The 17,273-nt window shown below is 41.9% G+C and carries 21 protein-coding genes; 13 read left to right on the top strand and 8 right to left on the bottom strand.

The window, feature by feature from the left end; all coding sequences use genetic code 11:
• The first annotated feature begins 24 nt into the window (after window positions 1–24).
• The 3 genes from BJI48_RS06805 (at window position 25) to BJI48_RS06795 (ending at window position 1,815) form a co-directional block, all read left to right on the top strand.
• Window positions 25–336: a hypothetical protein gene (locus BJI48_RS06805; protein ID WP_095333284.1), complete on the top strand. Its 312-nt coding sequence runs from the start codon at window positions 25–27 to the stop codon at window positions 334–336.
• A gap of 11 nt (window positions 337–347) precedes the next feature.
• Complete coding sequence (locus BJI48_RS06800) at window positions 348–1,205, top strand: TerB family tellurite resistance protein (RefSeq protein ID WP_095333282.1); 858 nt, start codon at window positions 348–350, stop codon at window positions 1,203–1,205.
• Window positions 1,206–1,305: 100 nt separating this feature from the next.
• A complete protein-coding gene (locus tag BJI48_RS06795) occupies window positions 1,306–1,815 on the top strand; it encodes a hypothetical protein (RefSeq protein WP_095333279.1) in 510 nt (169 codons plus the stop codon).
• Window positions 1,816–1,849: 34 nt separating this feature from the next.
• Here BJI48_RS06795 and BJI48_RS06790 read toward each other — a convergent pair whose 3' ends face one another.
• Both BJI48_RS06790 and waaF read right to left on the bottom strand, forming a co-directional pair.
• On the bottom strand, window positions 1,850–2,434 hold the full coding sequence (locus tag BJI48_RS06790) for a flavin reductase family protein (protein ID WP_095333277.1): 585 nt from the start codon (window positions 2,432–2,434) through the stop codon (window positions 1,850–1,852).
• The gene (gene waaF / locus BJI48_RS06785; RefSeq protein WP_095333275.1) at window positions 2,434–3,483 is read right to left on the bottom strand and encodes a lipopolysaccharide heptosyltransferase II; all 1,050 of its coding nucleotides are present in this window, start codon (window positions 3,481–3,483) and stop codon (window positions 2,434–2,436) included. The genes BJI48_RS06790 and waaF overlap by 1 nt, the downstream gene beginning before the upstream one ends.
• A 111-nt stretch (window positions 3,484–3,594) precedes the next feature.
• Between waaF and hisS the strand changes: the two genes are divergently transcribed.
• Complete coding sequence (gene hisS / locus BJI48_RS06780) at window positions 3,595–4,914, top strand: histidine--tRNA ligase (protein ID WP_180763079.1); 1,320 nt, start codon at window positions 3,595–3,597, stop codon at window positions 4,912–4,914.
• Window positions 4,915–4,923: 9 nt separating this feature from the next.
• Here hisS and BJI48_RS06775 read toward each other — a convergent pair whose 3' ends face one another.
• The gene (locus tag BJI48_RS06775) at window positions 4,924–6,081 is read right to left on the bottom strand and encodes a metallophosphoesterase (protein ID WP_095333271.1); all 1,158 of its coding nucleotides are present in this window, start codon (window positions 6,079–6,081) and stop codon (window positions 4,924–4,926) included.
• Between the two features lie 97 nt (window positions 6,082–6,178).
• Here BJI48_RS06775 and BJI48_RS06770 point away from each other — a divergent pair, with 97 nt between their 5' ends.
• From BJI48_RS06770 to BJI48_RS06730, 9 genes are read left to right on the top strand one after another with little or no spacing between them, the layout of a single operon-like run.
• Complete coding sequence (locus BJI48_RS06770) at window positions 6,179–6,637, top strand: low molecular weight protein-tyrosine-phosphatase (RefSeq protein WP_095333268.1); 459 nt, start codon at window positions 6,179–6,181, stop codon at window positions 6,635–6,637.
• A gap of 33 nt (window positions 6,638–6,670) precedes the next feature.
• Window positions 6,671–7,021, top strand: a complete 351-nt coding sequence (locus BJI48_RS06765) for a Spx/MgsR family RNA polymerase-binding regulatory protein (protein ID WP_180763077.1) — start codon at window positions 6,671–6,673, stop codon at window positions 7,019–7,021.
• Complete coding sequence (locus BJI48_RS06760; RefSeq protein ID WP_095333263.1) at window positions 7,018–8,412, top strand: SH3 domain-containing C40 family peptidase; 1,395 nt, start codon at window positions 7,018–7,020, stop codon at window positions 8,410–8,412. Before BJI48_RS06765 ends, BJI48_RS06760 begins: the two co-directional genes overlap by 4 nt.
• On the top strand, window positions 8,409–9,287 hold the full coding sequence (locus BJI48_RS06755) for a zinc ABC transporter substrate-binding protein (RefSeq protein ID WP_095333259.1): 879 nt from the start codon (window positions 8,409–8,411) through the stop codon (window positions 9,285–9,287). The genes BJI48_RS06760 and BJI48_RS06755 overlap by 4 nt, the downstream gene beginning before the upstream one ends.
• Window positions 9,284–10,009, top strand: a complete 726-nt coding sequence (locus tag BJI48_RS06750) for an ABC transporter ATP-binding protein (protein ID WP_257874432.1) — start codon at window positions 9,284–9,286, stop codon at window positions 10,007–10,009. The genes BJI48_RS06755 and BJI48_RS06750 overlap by 4 nt, the downstream gene beginning before the upstream one ends.
• A 10-nt stretch (window positions 10,010–10,019) precedes the next feature.
• Window positions 10,020–11,375 (top strand): FAD-dependent oxidoreductase, encoded by a 1,356-nt coding sequence (locus BJI48_RS06745; protein WP_095333253.1) that lies wholly within the window; start codon window positions 10,020–10,022, stop codon window positions 11,373–11,375.
• Window positions 11,376–11,389: 14 nt separating this feature from the next.
• Window positions 11,390–12,214, top strand: coding sequence for a metal ABC transporter permease (locus BJI48_RS06740; protein ID WP_095333250.1), 825 nt, complete (start codon window positions 11,390–11,392; stop codon window positions 12,212–12,214).
• Window positions 12,214–12,423: a DUF5408 family protein gene (locus tag BJI48_RS06735; RefSeq protein ID WP_095333248.1), complete on the top strand. Its 210-nt coding sequence runs from the start codon at window positions 12,214–12,216 to the stop codon at window positions 12,421–12,423. The genes BJI48_RS06740 and BJI48_RS06735 overlap by 1 nt, the downstream gene beginning before the upstream one ends.
• A complete protein-coding gene (locus tag BJI48_RS06730) occupies window positions 12,395–13,249 on the top strand; it encodes a hypothetical protein (RefSeq protein ID WP_095333244.1) in 855 nt (284 codons plus the stop codon). The genes BJI48_RS06735 and BJI48_RS06730 overlap by 29 nt, the downstream gene beginning before the upstream one ends.
• Here BJI48_RS06730 and BJI48_RS06725 read toward each other — a convergent pair.
• The 5 genes from BJI48_RS06725 to flgA form a co-directional block, all read right to left on the bottom strand.
• Window positions 13,246–13,851 (bottom strand): ComF family protein, encoded by a 606-nt coding sequence (locus tag BJI48_RS06725; RefSeq protein WP_095333242.1) that lies wholly within the window; start codon window positions 13,849–13,851, stop codon window positions 13,246–13,248. The two genes, BJI48_RS06730 and BJI48_RS06725, sit on opposite strands and share 4 nt — an antisense overlap.
• The gene (locus BJI48_RS06720; protein WP_095333239.1) at window positions 13,848–14,501 is read right to left on the bottom strand and encodes a dTMP kinase; all 654 of its coding nucleotides are present in this window, start codon (window positions 14,499–14,501) and stop codon (window positions 13,848–13,850) included. Before BJI48_RS06720 ends, BJI48_RS06725 begins: the two co-directional genes overlap by 4 nt.
• On the bottom strand, window positions 14,486–14,995 hold the full coding sequence (gene coaD / locus BJI48_RS06715; RefSeq protein WP_095333237.1) for a pantetheine-phosphate adenylyltransferase: 510 nt from the start codon (window positions 14,993–14,995) through the stop codon (window positions 14,486–14,488). The genes BJI48_RS06720 and coaD overlap by 16 nt, the downstream gene beginning before the upstream one ends.
• Window positions 14,992–15,585 (bottom strand): UbiX family flavin prenyltransferase, encoded by a 594-nt coding sequence (locus BJI48_RS06710; RefSeq protein WP_095333234.1) that lies wholly within the window; start codon window positions 15,583–15,585, stop codon window positions 14,992–14,994. The genes coaD and BJI48_RS06710 overlap by 4 nt, the downstream gene beginning before the upstream one ends.
• 998 nt (window positions 15,586–16,583) lie before the next feature.
• Window positions 16,584–17,267, bottom strand: coding sequence for a flagellar basal body P-ring formation chaperone FlgA (gene flgA, locus BJI48_RS06705; protein ID WP_095333232.1), 684 nt, complete (start codon window positions 17,265–17,267; stop codon window positions 16,584–16,586).
• Window positions 17,268–17,273 lie beyond the last annotated feature (6 nt).

Raw genomic sequence — 17,273 nt, 5'->3', positions numbered from 1 at the left:
TAGTTTTTTATCAGGATTGTTTGAATGAAGATATTTTTTAAAGTCTTGATAGCTTGTTTCATCGGGGGTATTTGGTATCATATCGGTGGGCAAAATTCCCCAGCAACGGCGCTGATTTTGTTTATCTTTATGCTTTTTATCTTGTTGATGAAGCCCATTGAATTTCAATCCCCAGAAAAGCGAGAAGACTATATGCAACAGCTCAAAAAGAAGCGTGAGCGTAGGCTCGCACTTGAAGCCAAACAAAAAGAGGAGCAGATTCGCTTACACAAAGCCAATCAGGAGCGTGAAGAAAAAAGAAAAAGAGAATTGAGAAATAAATTTAAAAATCGTTAAAAAGGAAAGATATGGATATTGTTTTATTAATACTGGCAGGCGTTGTAGTGTATTATCTCTATATCACGTTACAAGAGTATCTGAAAAATCCTATTTCGGTGCAGTTTAGAGACACAAAGCCCGAAATGGAAGAATATGATTTGTCTCAAGACCCTTATGTGCAAACCAGCCCGCTTGATAAGATCAAAAAGACCGAATTTGGAATTCTCACAGCTATCATTGCCAAAACACTAAAAAGCACCAAAGAACCCACAATCAGGCGATTGATGGTCGAGGGAATGTTTGAAGATATGGCTTCGCAAATGCAGGGCGTTGAAAATCCTATCGAGAGTTTGAGAATGATTGGTGATGATGAAAATCTTGGGGATTTAGACCAATTATGCAAAGACTTTTTGGCATTGAGTTATGGGGAATACAAAAAGCGTTTGAAGCTTGTTGAATTTCTGTTCGCATTAGCCTATGTCGGGGGCAAACTCGATGGAGATGAAAAAGAAAATATCATTGATGTTGCAGCCTTTTTGGAGCTTGGCAATGAAGATTTTAATCGCATTTATGATGCATTTGAAGCACAAAATGAGACAAAAATACAAATGGATCGCCCCAAAGCGCTCGAGATTTTTGGCTTAGGAGAGGATTTTTCATCCCAAGATTTGGAGGGGAAATTTAAAGATTTGGTTTTGGGAGCGAAACAAAATATCTTTGATATCAAAAATCTCAACAAAAGCTTTGTAACACAATCGTTTGAGAAACTCCGTGAAATTGAGCTTGCCTACGAGCTTTTGTGCGTTCAAAATGATTTGAATGGGGGCAATTTGGACCGAAACGATTTAGATGGGAATGATTTGGGCGAGAAAGATAAAAGCATTTAAATCTGCTTAGGCAGAAATCCCAATTGCTTTAGCGGTTGGGAAAATTTAGTTGGCATAGTTTTTGCTTCTCCTTTTAGAATATTATTCTTAAGGAGAGCGTATGGAAATCCAAAATCACACCAATCACGCTAGTAGCCTCAAAGATATTTTTTCTAGCCGTTATCGCCAAGATATCACTCCTGATGTCTCGCCCAATCTCACCGCAGATATTGCCTCAAATGTGGGCAAAAGCGGGCCTGTTGGTGGTGATAAAATTGACAAAAATTCCTCCAGCCATCTTGGGCGTATCAAAAACATTCACGATGAATTTTTGCCATCACAAGAATATACCCGCATTCAAAACATCAAAGATCAGGTTGCTGGCGGGTTTAAAAATGTCGATTCTTTTATCTCGATGGCACAAACCCTCAAAAATGAAAATGTTATCAGCAACAACGATATGATTGCTGTCGATTTTTTGGCAAAAGAAAGCCCAAAATTGAGTTTTGATGCGTTCAATAGAATCATCAGGAATGACAATTTGAGTATGGAGATGAAAGGTTTAATCAGCCAGCTTGTCCAAAAGCTTCAGATGATTGATTACCTTAGCAAGGGTGCATTGGTCGCTTGATTTGCGGGTTTGATTTTGGTCTTATTTTGTGGATTTAGAGATTTTTAGGATCTACCCACTCGCTAGGGAGTTGGTAATATTTCCCCACCCTGCCGACGTTTTTTAGTATAAATTTTAGATCTTCTTGGTAGATTTTATCATCGATGAAACATCTTGAGGCTTCCAGCAAAACAGGCTTGGAATCTTGCGAGATGGCTAAAACATCATAGAGTTCGCACATAAAAGCGACCAAACTCCCTTTGATGATAGGGGGATAGCCATTTTCTATGACTTCAAGTGCAATGTTAAATCTCAAAGCCTCACTCACCCCGTATTCAAGCTCTGTCGCACTTTGGTTGAGGGATTTTAGATTTTTTTCATCACACATACAAATCGTAGCTTTTTTGGTTGCCAAAATATTTTTGAGTGTGTCTTTCATCGAACCATCGCTTTTGGGCGTGATACAGACAGAAAACACCACAGGATTGGGGCTGATGGGGGCAAAAAAGCTGAATGGGGCAAGATTGATAATGCCATTTTCATCGGTGGTGCTGATCCAAGCGATGGGTCTTGGCGTGATGGTATTGCTTAAGATTTTGTATTTAGTTAGTGGGCTGGCGTGCTTGAAATCGATTTGCATTATGGTTTCCTAGCAAGGAGTTTATTTGTTGCTGCGATGACTTCATCGGGTGTGATGAGTTTCATACAATTATGATGATCTAGTGGGCAGGTGCGTTTTTTGCAAGGCGCACAGGGGAGGCTTCTGTTTAAAATCACGGCATTTTTGTGTCGCCAAGGCGAGGTTTCTTTATCATTTGTAGGTCCAAATATCGCAATGAGTGGGATTTGTAATGCTGTGGCGATATGCATAGGACCGCTATCATTGGTGATAAACAAATCCAAAGTAGCGATGGTATCGATCAATGATGTGATGGTGGTTTTGCCTGTTAGATCGGTGATATTTTCGAGGATTTTTTGTTGTGTGGCGAGTTTTTTGACAATCGTGATTATTTCATTCATCATCTCTTCATCGCTTTGATTCCCAAACAGCACGACTTCGTAGTCTTTTTGTATGAGCGATAAAATCGTCTCGGCAAAATATTCTTTGAGCCATCGTTTCGCACTCCCAAATGCTGCCCCGGGATTGATACCGATTTTTGTCTTTTTTTCAGAGGCATAGGGTTTTTTTGACGCTATGAGCTTGAGGGCAGGGACATCTAAAGAGGTCGCATCCAAAAACATCTTGTCTTGATTTTGCTTGTATGCACCTGAAAATAGGGGCGAAAGGAGATGGGCATATGTGAGGACTTGGTGATAACCAGAATGGAATGCGAGGGGATGCGAAAGAAAGGGCGAGCGGAGATTTTTTGCGTAGCCGATTCTTAGCGGGGTTTTTGTCCAAAACAAAAGCAATGCCGAAAAAATATTATTGGTAAAAGTGATCGCAATATCGTGCTTGCCGATTTGTTTGGCGAGCTGGTAGGTTGCGAGTAGGCGTGATTTTGATTTTTTGGTTTCATCGACAAAAACCGCCTGCACGCACGGGTCTCTCTCAAAAAGCCCACATACCGCCTGTGTGCCTACGATACTCAACGAGGCTTTGGGGTAGTGATTCTTTAGCAGTTCTAATGCAGGCGTTGCCATCACCGCATCGCCGAGCCAGTTTGGCAAACGCAATAGAATCTTCATCCACGCCCTTTTGAGATTAAATTAAACTGAATTTTACACAAAAGTGGCTAAAATTTAGACATTAATGATGAATGTAGCGACTAAAAAAATCAAAAGAGGCAATAAACGATGTTGGTTGTTCCCCGAACATTGAGCGGATTTAAAGATAGGTTACCCAAAGAGGCGATGGCAAAAGCACGATTATTATCGAAAGTTTCAAGCGTATTTGAAAGCTTTGGTTTTGTGCCTATTGAAACCCCTCATCTCGAATATGCAGATATTTTGGTCAAACAAGGGAGCGAGGAGATCCAAAAAGAGCTTTATCGTTTCAAAGATCACGGCAATCGGGATGTGGCGTTGCGCTTTGATCAGACCGTGCCTTTAGCGCGATTTATTTCGCAATACCATAGCGAGCTTGGTTTGCCATTTAAGCGCTATGTCATCGGGAATGTCTTCCGTGGGGAGCGTGCGCAACGGGGCAGGTATCGGGAATTTACGCAATGCGATTTTGATTTTATCGGGAGTGAGAATATCGCTTGTGATGCGGAGATTGTGCAGGTGATTTATGCTTCGATGGTCGCTTTAAATATCGAAGAATTCACCGTTTGGCTCAATCATCGGGAGATTTTGAATGGGATTTGCAAGTATTTTGGAATCTTGGAGAAAAAAAATATCGATACGACATTGCGGGTTATTGATAAGCTCGAAAAAATAGGCAAAGATGGTGTTTGTGAGGAATTGAAAAAAGAGCTTTGCCTCCCTGATAAGAAAATTGAAGGCTTGCTCGAAGCGATGAGTATCAAGCAAATCGGGGCGAGCGATGAGTTTTTCTGTGAAATCAAGCACCTCAAAGACTGGAATGAAGAACTCAAAAAAGGCATTGAAGAGCTTGAAGAGCTTTTTGGCATTCTTACAGAATTGCAGATGGACCCGGATACCTATCGGGTGAATTTCTCCATCGCTAGGGGGTTGGGGTATTATACCGGTATCGTGTATGAGACCACGCTCAATCGCCTAAAAAATCTCGGTAGCGTGTGTTCGGGGGGTAGGTATGACAATCTCACCCGCACATTTTCAAAAGAAAATATGAGTGGCGTGGGTGCGTCTATCGGCATTGATAGGTTGTTGGCAGGTCTTGAAGAACTCGGGCTTTTGAGTGCAAAATCCACGAGCGCTCGGGTGCTGATTATCTGTATGGATAGGGCGTATTTTGGTTTTGCCCATAAGCTTGCCGAGTCTTTTCGCCGTAGTCAAGTCGCTACGGAGGTTTATCCAGAGATCCACAAACTCAAAAAACAATTTGGCTATGCAGACAGCAAGGGACACGAGTTTGTCGTTGTGATCGGCGATGAAGAATACGCAAGCAAAACCATCACGCTAAAAAATATGACTTCTGGGATGCAACTGGAGCGTTTGAGTTTTCTCAAAGCCCTAGAAATCATCAAGGAATAAAGTCCCCTTTTATGTTTTGGGGAATAGTTTAATAATGCTGATTTCAGAATGCGTGCCTACACGCATTGGCGGTCCCCAAAATCCCGTGCCTTGATTGATATATACATAACGATTTTCACCAATTTTATGCAGTCCCATCAAATAGGGTTGCTGGAGCAAGACCGCCAGACTAAACGGGAAAATCTGCCCGCCGTGTGTATGCCCACTCAAGATGACATCAACGGGTTTGTTTTGTAATTTTTCGATGATTTTTGGTTGGTGGGAAAGCAAGATGGTCGGCACCGAGCTTTCAATACCCGCAAAAGTTTTGTCAAGATCAGGCTCGAGATAACCCATCCGTTTGCCCATAAGATCAGCATTGCCGGCGATATTGATGAGCGGGACGCCATTTTGAGAAATGAGGACATTTTGATTGATGAGAACGTGGAAACCGAGTTCTTTCATCTTTTCGATGATATTGTCAATATCGTGGAGATATTCGTGATTGCCTAGCACATAATAAACCCCATACCTTGCCCGTAGATTCCCGAGTTCATCTACAGCACGGGCGACGTTTTTTAGTCTTGTATCGACAATATCGCCTGTTAGCACGATAATATCAGGATTTTCTTCATTGACAAGTTGCACGATATTTTTCACACGGCTTTCTTCGATCAACCCACCGATATGCACATCGCTGAGTTGGACGATTTTGAGCGGTGTGCTTAGATTGGCTATAGGAATGGAGATATTTTTTAATACAGGCGTGCGATTGCCATTATAAATACCATAGCCAATATAAATGACAGAGAGTGCTATCACCGATCGTTGGAGATATTTGCGATACGTGGTGCGTTTGTTTTTGCTTGAGACAAAACGGATAAAAATACCCAAAAATTGATAAATCACTGCGGCGACAAATAAGGAAAACACCACACCTATAGATATAGACAAAAGCAGATAAAGTGGCTCGGGGAGGAGGGGGTATTGTCTTACAAACATATAAGCGATAGTGCCCCCAAAGTTTAGCGTTGTGAATGCTTTGAAGAAAAATCGGATGGTCTTGGAGTTGCTAAGGCGATAAAACAAACCCCAATATACAATCAAATGCAGGATCAAAAAAACTATTGAAGCCAAAAACGGGAACAAAAAGGTTTGCATCTGTGCAATCTGGGGGGTATCTTCCATCGGTATCCTTTTGAAAATTAACATAAATTTTTGTATTATACTTGAAATTTACTTAGCCTTTTGCGGGCGTAATTTCGATTTTAAGCAAAGTGCAGGAATGAATATTTTATTTGTATGTTTGGGTAATATTTGTCGTTCGCCTTTAGCAGAGGGGATTGCAAGGCATTATGTTTCTAAGCTTGGCTTGGAGGCAAATATCGATTCAGCGGGGACATCTGGGTGGCACGATGGTGAGCCTCCTTGTGAGGGTTCGATAAATGTGGCAAAAAAATATGGCATTGATATTTCATCTCTTAGAAGTCGGAAAATCAGCCCGTATCAAGATGATAGCTTCGATGTGATTGTTGCGATGGATAAGGGCAATGTTGCTGATTTGCTAGCGATGGGGTTTGTGCGTTCTAAGATCGTGAAATTGGGTGCTTTTGGGCTGAAAAATGCTGATGTGCCTGATCCGTATCATTACACAGATGGCAAGGGTTTTGAGGCGGTTTATGCAATGATTAATACGGGCGTGAAAAATCTATTAGCGCATTATTTTAAAATTTCTATTGAATAAAAAATGCTAAAATCCCGACCAAAAGGCAACTTAATGAGATTATTTGGAATTAAAAATTGTGGTAGCGTTCAAAAAGCACGGCATTTTCTTGACGCCAAAAATATCGCTTATGAATTTGTGGATCTCAAGGCTACAAAGCCTGATTTAAAAGACATCAAAAAATGGGTTCGCGCGCAAGGGATCGAGGTTGTTTTGAATGCCAAAGGCACGACTTACAAGCGTTTGGGGCTTAAAGATATGGATTTGGATACCGAAGGCAAGATAGCTTTTTGCCACGAATACCCGTTGTTACTCAAACGCCCGATTATCGATGAATTTGATGGCGATAATGTGGTTGTTGGTTTTGATAGCGTGCGTTATCAAGAAATCTTTGGTGGGCTATGAAGATAAATTTATCAGTGATTACAAAATTTTTGAGCGTGCTTGTAATCACACTTTTTGTGGTAGGCTGTGCGGGTAAAGATGTTCCATTAGCGGATTTGTCCTTGCCTCAAGACGCGAGTTTTTATATCCAACAAAATGAAAGCATCGCCCTCCCGCCCAAAGCATTAGAAGAACTCAAAGAGAGCTATTTGAACGTGTGGTTTTCTCCTTGGACAACGATGCAGGTAGATCAAGACAAAAATGCGGTATTCTGGGCGGCCCCTGCGTTGCTAAAATATCCCGGATATGGTGAGAATCTCAAAAAAAATTCGCTTGAATACACCGGCAAAATTTATGAAGATATGGATCTAAAAAATTATCCCAGTGCTTCTATCAAAGCCATCATCACGACAGATACAAGCGTGCGTGCTGTGCCTAGCGAGAAGCCCCGTTACAATTCGCCTGAGGGCTACCCCTTTGATCGTTGGCAAAATTCTTTGATATTTCAAGGCACGCCGGTGTTGATTACGCATTTTGACCTTTCTAAAGAATGGGCACATATCCAAAGTAGCTTTGTGTATGGCTGGGTCAAATCCAGCGATATTGCTAAGATCCACCAAAAAGATATGGATTATTTATTATCGCTAAAAAACTACCTTGTCCCCAACAAAGATAAAATCCCTTTGTATGATTCTAAGGGAGAATTTTTGACCCAAGCACGCATTGGTGAGATTTTTGCCCTCAAGCCAGATAGAATAAATTCATCAAATGGCAAAAAAAATGCCGATACAAGCCGTGTTAAAGAGGTTTATGTTTATAAAAAAAATCTTGATGGTTATGCGAGCTTATTGGTATCAAAAATCAATGAAGCCGACTTTAGCCCTTTCCCTAAAAAAATGGATGTCAATTCGATGGCTGAAATCATCAACTCGATGATGGGGCAACGCTATGGCTGGGGCGGGTTGCTTGAAAATCGGGATTGTTCAGCATTCACCAGGGATAGCTTTGCTAATTTTGGGATACTTTTGCCTCGAAATTCCGCCTCTCAAGCTAAATATGCCAATAATATGATCGATTTGAGTGCTTATAATGCTAAGGAAAAAGAACAATATATTATCAAGCACGCCACGCCATTTGCGACGATTTTGTGGCTAAAAGGGCATATTATGCTTTATATCGGGACATATGAGGGCAAGGCGATGGTTGCCCATAGTGCGTGGAGTATTTCGACATCGAAGATGTTTTCAAAGCAAGAAAATATCCTCGGGGGTGTCGTTATCACCACCCTTTGGGTCGGCAAGGAAAAAAACGGCATTTTCTCGAGATCCAAAATGCTTATTGATAAGGTTTTGGGGATGTCTGATTTGTATGATTATGCTTTGAGGGCCCAAGCACACGAAGGGCAACAATGAAAGCAACCCGCATTATTTTTGTTTTGCTTTTTGTTGGGGGTGCTTTTGCGTTTGGGGCTAGCAAGCTCAATATCGTAGTGAGCGTGATACCTCAAATTTATTTTGTCAAAAAAATCGCGGGGGATTATGCCAATGTCTCTGCGATGGTGCCTGATGGCAGAAGCCCTGAGACATATGAACCCCTCCCCAGCCAGATCAAAGAAATCAAAGACGCTGCGGTTTATTTGGGCGTGGGAATGGGGTTTGAAAAAGCTTGGAAAGATCGGTTTATGGGCGTGAATCCAACGATGAAGTTTGTAGATTTATCTCAAGGCTTAGAGCATTCTGAAACCCCGCATAATGATGGGGGCAATGCCGATGGAACTAACCACGCTAATAATAACCACGACCCGCATATCTGGATGTCTATCAAGCTCGCTAAAATCCAAGCACATAGGATTTATGAGGCAATTTCTCAGGTTGATATTTCCAGAAGTTCGGTTTATAGGAAAAATTTGAAAAAATTTCTTGATGAAATCGACGCGCTTGATTCTAAAATCCAAGCGATATTTTCTGCACCAAACGCACAGAAAGCTTTTGTGGTCTATCACCCCGCTTTTAGCTATCTAGCGAGCGAATATGGACTGGAAGAAATCGCCTTAGAAAATCAGGGAAAATCCCCAAAAACAAAGCAACTCATCGCCCTTAGAAAGCTCATCGCACAAAAACAAATCCGTGTGGTTTATATCCAGCCTGAATTTTCTAAAAAACGTATCGAATCCTTGGCAAATGATCTCAAACTCAAGATTTTAGAACTTGATCCTTTAAAGCCAGATTGGAAAAATAATATCTTGCATATTTGCCGTATGATTGCCTCGCAAGGAGAAACTCCTTGAGTGAGACGCTCCTTGAATGTAAAGAACTTTTTTATCGCTACGATAAGGAATATGTCTTAGAAAATGTGAATTTTTCGCTAAAAAATGGTGATTTTTTGGCAGTTATTGGTCCGAATGGCGGGGGAAAAACGACATTGATCAAAATCTTGCTTGGTTTGAATCACCCCCATAAAGGCGGGATTTTTTATCCCAATCCCTCCATCTTGAACCCCCAAAGCCTCATTGGCTACGTCCCGCAAGATACCACCATCAATAGCGATTTTCCGATACAAGCTATCGATGTGGTAAAGATGGGATTTTTAAGCCAACGATTTTTTGGTTGTCATCTTGGCAAAAAAGAGACAGCTTTGGCATTAGAAATGCTCGAAAAGCTAGGTATCGCCCATTTGGCTTATGAGCGGATTTCTGATCTTTCTGGCGGGCAAAGGCAACGGGTATTGATCGCACGCGCACTTTGTGGGAATCCCAAACTCATCATATTAGATGAACCCACTTCAAGTATCGACATCAAGGCACAAAAAGAAATTTATAAAATATTAAAGACCTTTAACCGCAATCATACTATAATTGTAATCAGCCACGACATATCTATACTTTTAGGATACGCATCACGAGTTCTTTATGTGAATAAGGAAGTGATTGTTCATCAAATCCCGAACTTGAATTTAGATACGGACGGGCATATATGTGAAGTTGATTTACTGGATAAATTTGCAACTTGAGGAGCAAAAAATGAAAAACGAGTTTGATGTTGTGATTATCGGGGGTGGGGTGTCTGGCTGTGCGGCTTTTTATGCGTTGAGCGAATATAGCGATATTAAAAGGATCGCTATTGTTGAAAAATGCGATCAAATTGCAAAGGTGAGCTCAAACCCTAAGGCAAACTCACAAACCATTCACGATGGTTCGATCGAGACCAATTACACCGTTGAAAAAGCCAAAAAAGTCAAGCTTTCTGCTTATAAAGTCAGGCGTTATGCGTTGAATAAAAATCTACAAAATCACGTGATTTTCCAAAACCAAAAAATGGCGATTGGGGTAGGGGAAAAGGAATGCGAGTTTATGATGAAGCGCCACGAGGATTTCAAGGAGGTTTTTCCGGATCTGGAATTTTTCTCTAAAGAAAAAATCAAAACCCTTGAACCCAAAGTGATTATGGGATCTGATGGGATGGATAGACCGGAAAATGTCGTTGGTAGCGGTTTTGAGAAAGACTGGTGTGCGATGAATTTTGGGCTTTTGAGTGAAAATTTCATCCAAGAGGGCAAAAAACTCAAATCGGCTAACGAAGTGTTTTTGAACTTTTGGGTCAAAAAGATCGAGCCACGAGGCGATGGCTATGCGCTCATATCCCAAAATGCCGATGAGATTTATGCGAAGTTTGTGCTAGTAAATGCGGGTTCTTATTCGCTCCCATTAGCACAATCAATGGGCTATGGGATGGATTTGGGCTGTTTGCCTGTGGCGGGGAGCTTTTATTTTGTGCCAGATTTACTCAAAGGCAAGGTTTATACCGTGCAAAATCCAAAGTTACCATTTGCTGCAGTTCACGGCGATCCTGATGTTGTTATCAAGGGCAAAACAAGGATTGGACCCACCGCACTTACGATGCCAAAACTCGAGCGGAATAAGCACTGGCTTTCTGGGGTGAGTTGGGAGCTTTTCAAGATGGATTTAAATAAAGAAGTCTTTAAAATCGCTTTTGATTTATTTTCTGACAAAGAAATCCGTAATTATGTCTTCAAAAATATGGTCTTTGAACTGCCTTATATCGGCAAAAGAAAATTCCTCAAGGATGCGCAAAAAATCATCCCATCTTTGAGGCTAGAAGATCTTGAATATGCCAAAGGTTTTGGAGAGGTGCGCCCGCAAGTCCTTGATAGGACAAAGGTAAAACTCGAGCTTGGGGAGAAAAAAATCGCCACAGACAAGGGCATTACCTTTAATATGACCCCATCACCCGGAGCGACAAGTTGTCTCCAAAACGCATTGGTTGATGCAAAAGAAATCAGTGCGTATTTGGGTGCAAAGTTTGATTTGGAAAGATTTTATCACGACCTTTCCCCTGAAGAACTCCAAAACCTATAGGCTGTGTTTTTTAGATGATAGAATTTTTGTCCTATGGATTTATCCAAAACGCCCTGCTAGCATCTTTTCTCATCAGTATTTGTGCGGGTGTGATTGGCTCTATCATCGTTTCAAACAAAAGCGTTTTTTTAGCAGGCGGTGTCGCCCATAGTGCTTTTGGGGGTGTGGGTGTGGCATTGTATTTTGGATTTAATGCGACATTGGGGGCTTGTATTGCTGGCGTGTTGATGGCATTATTGATGGCATATGCTGTGCATCTACATCAAAACAAAATCGACACATTCATTGCTGCAAGCTGGGCTTTGGGGATGGCAATCGGGATTATTTTGATTGATTTGACCCCGGGTTATAGTAGCGATATTACAAGCTATCTTTTTGGCTCTATCATCGCAGTAGCACCGAGTGATATTGTGGCAATTGGTGTGTTTGATGTGGTTTTGCTTGTTTTTGTGGGGGTGTATTATCGGGAGCTTTTGAGTATTTTTTATGATAGCGAGTTTTGCCGACTAAAAAAAATCAATATCCATTTTTTCAATATCGCCGTGTTTGTGTTAGTTTCTTTGGGCGTGGTGATGAGTATGGGTGTGGCGGGCTTGATTTTGGTGCTTTCGATTTTGTCTATCCCTGCGTATATCGCTACGATGTTTGTAGCTTCTTTGCGTTCGCAGATGGTGCTTGCGTGGTTATTGTCGTTGGTTTTTATGTGGGGTGGTTTTTTGATTTCTTATGCTTATGATTTAAGCGTGGGTGCGTGTATTGTCATTGTGTCCGTGCTGGGGATGGGGCTGGCTATCTTGGCTAAAAATACAATTTTAAATCTCAAATACAAAGGAAAATAATGTCTGATGATATAAAAGAAAATCTTGCCTTAGGGGCAGCCAGAAAGGCGGTGCGAATCGTGATTTTTATCGGTATGTTTGCTGTGCTTTTGGTGATGATTAATATTTATGTGCTTCTCAATCAAATCACAGCTACCGCACAGATGAGCAAGGAAATCCACTCAATGCGTGATAAAATCAATGACTTGGAAAAAAATATTCAAAAATAAAATTATCTTACTAGTGTTTTTGTGCTGTATTTTGGGCGCAAAGGATTTCAAGCATAAGACTCCAGCGCCCCATCGGTTTTATGGGCATATCAAAATGGGTGTTGCATCTTATACTTACAAAGAACCTGATGTGATGTCGATTGCTGGACCGATGGCTGTGTTTGGGGCAATGGGAGGGCTAAAAATCAATTCATTTATCAAATCCGATTTGGAAGTTTATTACGCCACGGATATGGGTAAAAATATTTATGATGGTTCGGTAGTCTATAAAGATGGCAGAACAGAACCTCTAAAAGCACCATTAAAAGCACCATCAAAAGATTATTATCTTGGGGGTGTTTATCGGGCGGGATTGACTATCCTTAAAGGCGATAATGGGGAGGAATATTTTGGGATTTATACAGGGCTAGGGTATCGGTATTTGCAAAATCAAGTCCAAAGCAAGGCAGCGTATTTGCGCGAGCAATCTTATGTCTATCTCCCCTTTGGTGTGAGGATCTCTGTGCCTTTGAGTAAGGATTTTGTTCTCAAAGCCAATGGCGAGCTTCGTGCGATGATTTTTGGGAATAATACATCACATTTTAGGGATATTGGGCGTGATAATGATTTGCATTTTATCCAAACCAGTGGGACAGGTGTGCGCCTTGGGGGTGGCGTGGCATTTGGGAATAAAAATGCTTTTTTTATCCAAGCGGTGTTTGATTATTGGAGTATTGCAAAATCAGATGTTAAGCCTGCCTATGTGGGGGGCAAGGTTGATGGGTATTATGTCGAGCCAGAAAACAACACGATTGCTTATGGGGTAGAAATCGGCTTTGCTTTTTAGTTCCTCGCATCGCACAAGGCGATACAAAATCGCACATTCCTGCCTGTGCTTTCGATAGTCTTGATAGCTTCAGACATTGTCGTGCCTGTGGTGATGATGTCATCAACGATGAAAATATCCTCCAGAAGATTTTTTGAACCATCTTTTGGACTTGGCATATCAAAGACAAATTTTTTGGGATTTTGCTGGCGATAGCCGAGCGTTTTGCCTGCGTATTGCACAGCATTTGTGGCTTTTAGCTTGCCATAAGCGGGCTTGAAACCATAGCGACAAAATGCCCGTAAAATGACTGCGGTGTGTGAATAAGCGCTTTTGATAACATCATCAACCCCTACGCCATAAAAGTTCGCTGTTTTCCAAAATGAGGGATTTTGCTGGGAGTCAAAAAAATAATCACTCGCTTTTAGGGCAAGGATATGTAAAATCCTACTCCCAAAAATATAATATTTGCTTTTCATCAGCATAGCCACTTCGCTATAAGCATAGAAACTATAAACGCTTATCCCCTCGATGACACGCACACTCGGGGTGATTTTGATTTCAAAAAGGCATTGTTTGCAGATAGGCTTGAGCCAAAACCTCCCACAAACGACACATTTCATAGTTTGCTATCGATGATTTGTTTGATTTGGGCGTGTATGCACGCTTTGCTTTGGTTTGCATTGATGAGGGCAAGCTCACAACCAAGCTCTTTTGTGGTGCTTTTGATGGCTTCTTGGATGCCGAGCAGATAGGGGATGCCTCTTTGTTCAATGGCGTCGTTGGACTTTTGAGAGAGGCGGGATGTTAGGGTTGCGGGGTCGATTTTTAGCACGATCACCAAATCAGGCACGATCCCACCGGTAGCAAATAGATTGAGCACCTTTGCTTGCGGGATTTTTTTGGCATAAGCGATACCAGAGATAATGCTGCGGTCTGAAAAGATGAGGCTATTTTGATTGGGGATGATAACTTTTGCGGTGTGTTCTGCCCTATCGGCAAGAAAAAGCAAAAACTCCGTTTTGCTATCCATAGCATTGGCTTTGTCATAGCAATGTTGGCACTGCCATACATTATGGGGGTGTTGGGAATGTTGCTCTACAGGGCGTTTCTCTATGGCTTTGTTTTCTTTCAAAATCATCTCACGGATTTCTTTGCCTATGGGTGTCCCGCCGGGTTCTTTGGTAAAAATGGCGTCGGGATAGGCTTGTTTTAGCAGGGCAATTTGGGTGGATTTCCCGCAGGTATCGATCCCCTCTAGTGCGATATACATTTGTCTCCTTTTGTTTCTGCTTTTATTTTGAGGATATATTTATAGACGACATCGGGGATGAGGTGGGAAACTTTGCCATTGTGTTCTAAGATGGAGCGCACGATTGAAGAGCTGATAAAGGCATTTTTTAACGTAGGCATAAAATAAATCGTATCAAGCTCCTCATTCAAAGATGCATTGGCATAGCCCATCTGGAGTTCGTATTCAAAATCACTCACAACACGCAACCCCCTAATGATGAGCTTGGCATTGTTTTCTTTGGCAAAGTCAGCGAGCAGATTATCAAAACAAACGCACTCGGCATTCAGGATGGCACTCGTGGCAAGTTCCATCATTTTTTTGCGGTCTTGAAGTGGAAACATCGGGCTTTTGGAGCTTGATTTTGCGATGGCGATGACAACTTTGTCAAATAACTCCACGCTTCGCTTGATAATATCTAAATGCCCGTTGGTAACAGGATCGAATGTGCCAGGATAAATCGCAATCTTTTTCACTGTTTTATCCCTTTTGATGTTTTATCCCCCCATCTCGGATAAAGTTCATTAGGGATTCCAAGGACATCTAGCCATTTACCGATGAGGAAATTTTCCATCGAAGCGAGATCGTTTGTCTTGGCATAATACGCCAACACAGGCGGGGCGATGATGACGCCTAATCGGGAGAGTTTGAGCATATTTTCTAAGGCAATGCTAGAGAGGGGCAATTCTCTTGGGGTGAGGAGGAGTTTTTTTTGTTCTTTTATCATCACGCTAGCACAGCGAGAAATCAGCCCATCAGCGATACCGCAAGCGATTTTGGCGAGCATATCCATACTTGTGGGCACAACTGCCATCAAATCTACACCAAAGCTACCTGAAGCGATGTTTGCGCTGATTTCATCTTCATCAAATAAAGACATTTTTCTGCCACCTTTTTTGAGGGTATCAAGCGCGGATTCGATTTCGTCTTGGATTTCTTTTTGGGCGACGATTTTAGCACTTTCAGAAATCACGACAAAAAGCTCGATGTCTTGTGGGATAGACTCGATAAATCGAATCGCTAGCCTCGACCCGCTCGCCCCGCTAATGCCAACAATCATTTTCATAATATTATCCATTTGTTTTTTATATTGTTTCCTACTCGATTCAGTTTTTTAAACTGAATCTGAAGACCGCTACGCAGGGAATGAATACCTATTTCTTTCCTAAAGGCTTTCGCCTGCTGGCTTTTCTAGTGCTTTAAGCTTTTTAATCGCAAAAGAAATTTCACCCGCCCGCCCGTTGTTTAATCCTCCCCTAACCCCTCCTTTAACCCACGAAAAGAATAAGCCTCCGCTTTTCTTTTCGGCAAACAAAGGAGGGGAAGTCGCTTGCTTGTGTCTCCTTGCGAAAAATCGGCGGACGCACTTCAACGTCCTTGTTTCCGATTTTTCACAGCACACAAGCGCGACAAAAGAATATCATTTTAACTCAATTCGCTTAGCGAATCTGAAGACCACTGTGGGCGGTTAAACCGCCCTACGTTCCTAAAGAATGGGTTATTCCAAAGCTTCGCTTTGTCATCAACCCAGTTTCTAAGGTTTCTAAATCTTATCCACCTACAAACCCAGCCCGCTACGCCCTGTCATCTGACCTGCTAAGGGGGCGGGTCAGGGTTTGGGGGAGTTTGAGGGGGATATAGAGACCCACCCACCCTGCGGTCTTCGCAAGGAGAGGCGTAAAGGCAAAGCCAACTGCTTGGCTTTGCTAGCCTCGCACGCCGATGCGTATATGCCCGTAAGGGCATAGCATACGGCTAGCCCCTTGTCCCCCTCAAGGGGCGAAGCCCAAACACCAAACCTTACATAATTACAAAATATATCAGGCGAAAGCCTAAAAAACATTATTTTTCACTCGATTCAGTTTTGAAAAACTGAATCTGAAGACCGCTACCACGAGCAAAGCCCGTGTTCGCTCCTAAAGTTACCATCTCACACCCAAGCCAAGCTTGTGCGTTCGAGATAGATTTCTAAGGTTTGAAACCTTATCCACCTTTAAACCCAGCCCGCTACGCCTTGTCATCTGACCTACTAAGGGGGTGGATGGGTAAAGTTTTCTAAGATTTTCATAATACTTCTCCTTTCCCTTCGCCTGTTACTTTGACACGGATGATTTTTTGGGTTTCGGGGTTGATGGCGTTGATGATCTGATCTTTTGTGCCATTTTCTTTGGCGATGAGTGTCGTTTCTAAGCTGATTTGCTTGTCTTTGATGGTAGCGCTAAAGGCATCGTTTTTGTGGATGAGGATTTTTGCTTGGATTTTATCAAGCGTGATGATGGCATTGGTGGGGATATAGGATTTTGCACTGATATGATTGATTTGAGATGTTTTGATAGGGACTTGATTGATTTTATCAAGAGAAACGCGGTCTTTTTGGGTGTTGGCTTCGGTGATATTTTGGGATTTTTTGATGGGCGTAGTTGCTCTATAGACAACGATAGAGGCTTTTATTTGGTAGGTGGCAGGGATTTTGAGTAAGCTATTTTTAAAAGAAACATTCAAAAGCAATGTGCCGTTTTTTTTGTTGAGGTATTTGCTATCAAGATCGATGGATTGGATTTGATAGTCTGGTGAAATTTGTGATGATAGGTTTGATGGTAGATTGAGTGCAATATCGCTGATTTCAATGCCATAATCTTTGTAATGCTCGCTGTAAGCTTTTGTGATGGTATCTTTGATAAGGGCAGTGTTTTGCGATGCCAAGAGGGTTGCAAACAACAGCGAAAATAACAAAAATATCTTAGTCATTTCACA

Origin of the sequence: Helicobacter sp. 11S02596-1 (assembly GCF_002272825.1) — a bacterium.
Classification (GTDB): domain Bacteria; phylum Campylobacterota; class Campylobacteria; order Campylobacterales; family Helicobacteraceae; genus Helicobacter_J.
Note: the sequence above shows the minus strand (reverse complement) of the source record. Positions and strands in the feature narration are given on the sequence as shown.

Excerpts from the sequence above, each read along its gene's own strand:
- BJI48_RS06805 (WP_095333284.1), top strand. The coding sequence starts at position 25 with ATGAAGATATTTTTTAAAGTCTTGATAGCTTGTTTCATCGGGGGTATT.
- BJI48_RS06800 (WP_095333282.1), top strand. The coding sequence starts at position 348 with ATGGATATTGTTTTATTAATACTGGCAGGCGTTGTAGTGTATTATCTC.
- BJI48_RS06795 (WP_095333279.1), top strand. The coding sequence starts at position 1,306 with ATGGAAATCCAAAATCACACCAATCACGCTAGTAGCCTCAAAGATATT.
- BJI48_RS06790 (WP_095333277.1), bottom strand. The coding sequence starts at position 2,434 with ATGCAAATCGATTTCAAGCACGCCAGCCCACTAACTAAATACAAAATC.
- waaF (WP_095333275.1), bottom strand. The coding sequence starts at position 3,483 with ATGAAGATTCTATTGCGTTTGCCAAACTGGCTCGGCGATGCGGTGATG.
- BJI48_RS06775 (WP_095333271.1), bottom strand. The coding sequence starts at position 6,081 with ATGGAAGATACCCCCCAGATTGCACAGATGCAAACCTTTTTGTTCCCG.
- BJI48_RS06770 (WP_095333268.1), top strand. The coding sequence starts at position 6,179 with ATGAATATTTTATTTGTATGTTTGGGTAATATTTGTCGTTCGCCTTTA.
- BJI48_RS06765 (WP_180763077.1), top strand. The coding sequence starts at position 6,671 with ATGAGATTATTTGGAATTAAAAATTGTGGTAGCGTTCAAAAAGCACGG.
- BJI48_RS06760 (WP_095333263.1), top strand. The coding sequence starts at position 7,018 with ATGAAGATAAATTTATCAGTGATTACAAAATTTTTGAGCGTGCTTGTA.
- BJI48_RS06755 (WP_095333259.1), top strand. The coding sequence starts at position 8,409 with ATGAAAGCAACCCGCATTATTTTTGTTTTGCTTTTTGTTGGGGGTGCT.
- BJI48_RS06745 (WP_095333253.1), top strand. The coding sequence starts at position 10,020 with ATGAAAAACGAGTTTGATGTTGTGATTATCGGGGGTGGGGTGTCTGGC.
- BJI48_RS06740 (WP_095333250.1), top strand. The coding sequence starts at position 11,390 with ATGATAGAATTTTTGTCCTATGGATTTATCCAAAACGCCCTGCTAGCA.
- BJI48_RS06735 (WP_095333248.1), top strand. The coding sequence starts at position 12,214 with ATGTCTGATGATATAAAAGAAAATCTTGCCTTAGGGGCAGCCAGAAAG.
- BJI48_RS06730 (WP_095333244.1), top strand. The coding sequence starts at position 12,395 with ATGACTTGGAAAAAAATATTCAAAAATAAAATTATCTTACTAGTGTTT.
- BJI48_RS06725 (WP_095333242.1), bottom strand. The coding sequence starts at position 13,851 with ATGAAATGTGTCGTTTGTGGGAGGTTTTGGCTCAAGCCTATCTGCAAA.
- BJI48_RS06720 (WP_095333239.1), bottom strand. The coding sequence starts at position 14,501 with ATGTATATCGCACTAGAGGGGATCGATACCTGCGGGAAATCCACCCAA.
- BJI48_RS06710 (WP_095333234.1), bottom strand. The coding sequence starts at position 15,585 with ATGAAAATGATTGTTGGCATTAGCGGGGCGAGCGGGTCGAGGCTAGCG.
- flgA (WP_095333232.1), bottom strand. The coding sequence starts at position 17,267 with ATGACTAAGATATTTTTGTTATTTTCGCTGTTGTTTGCAACCCTCTTG.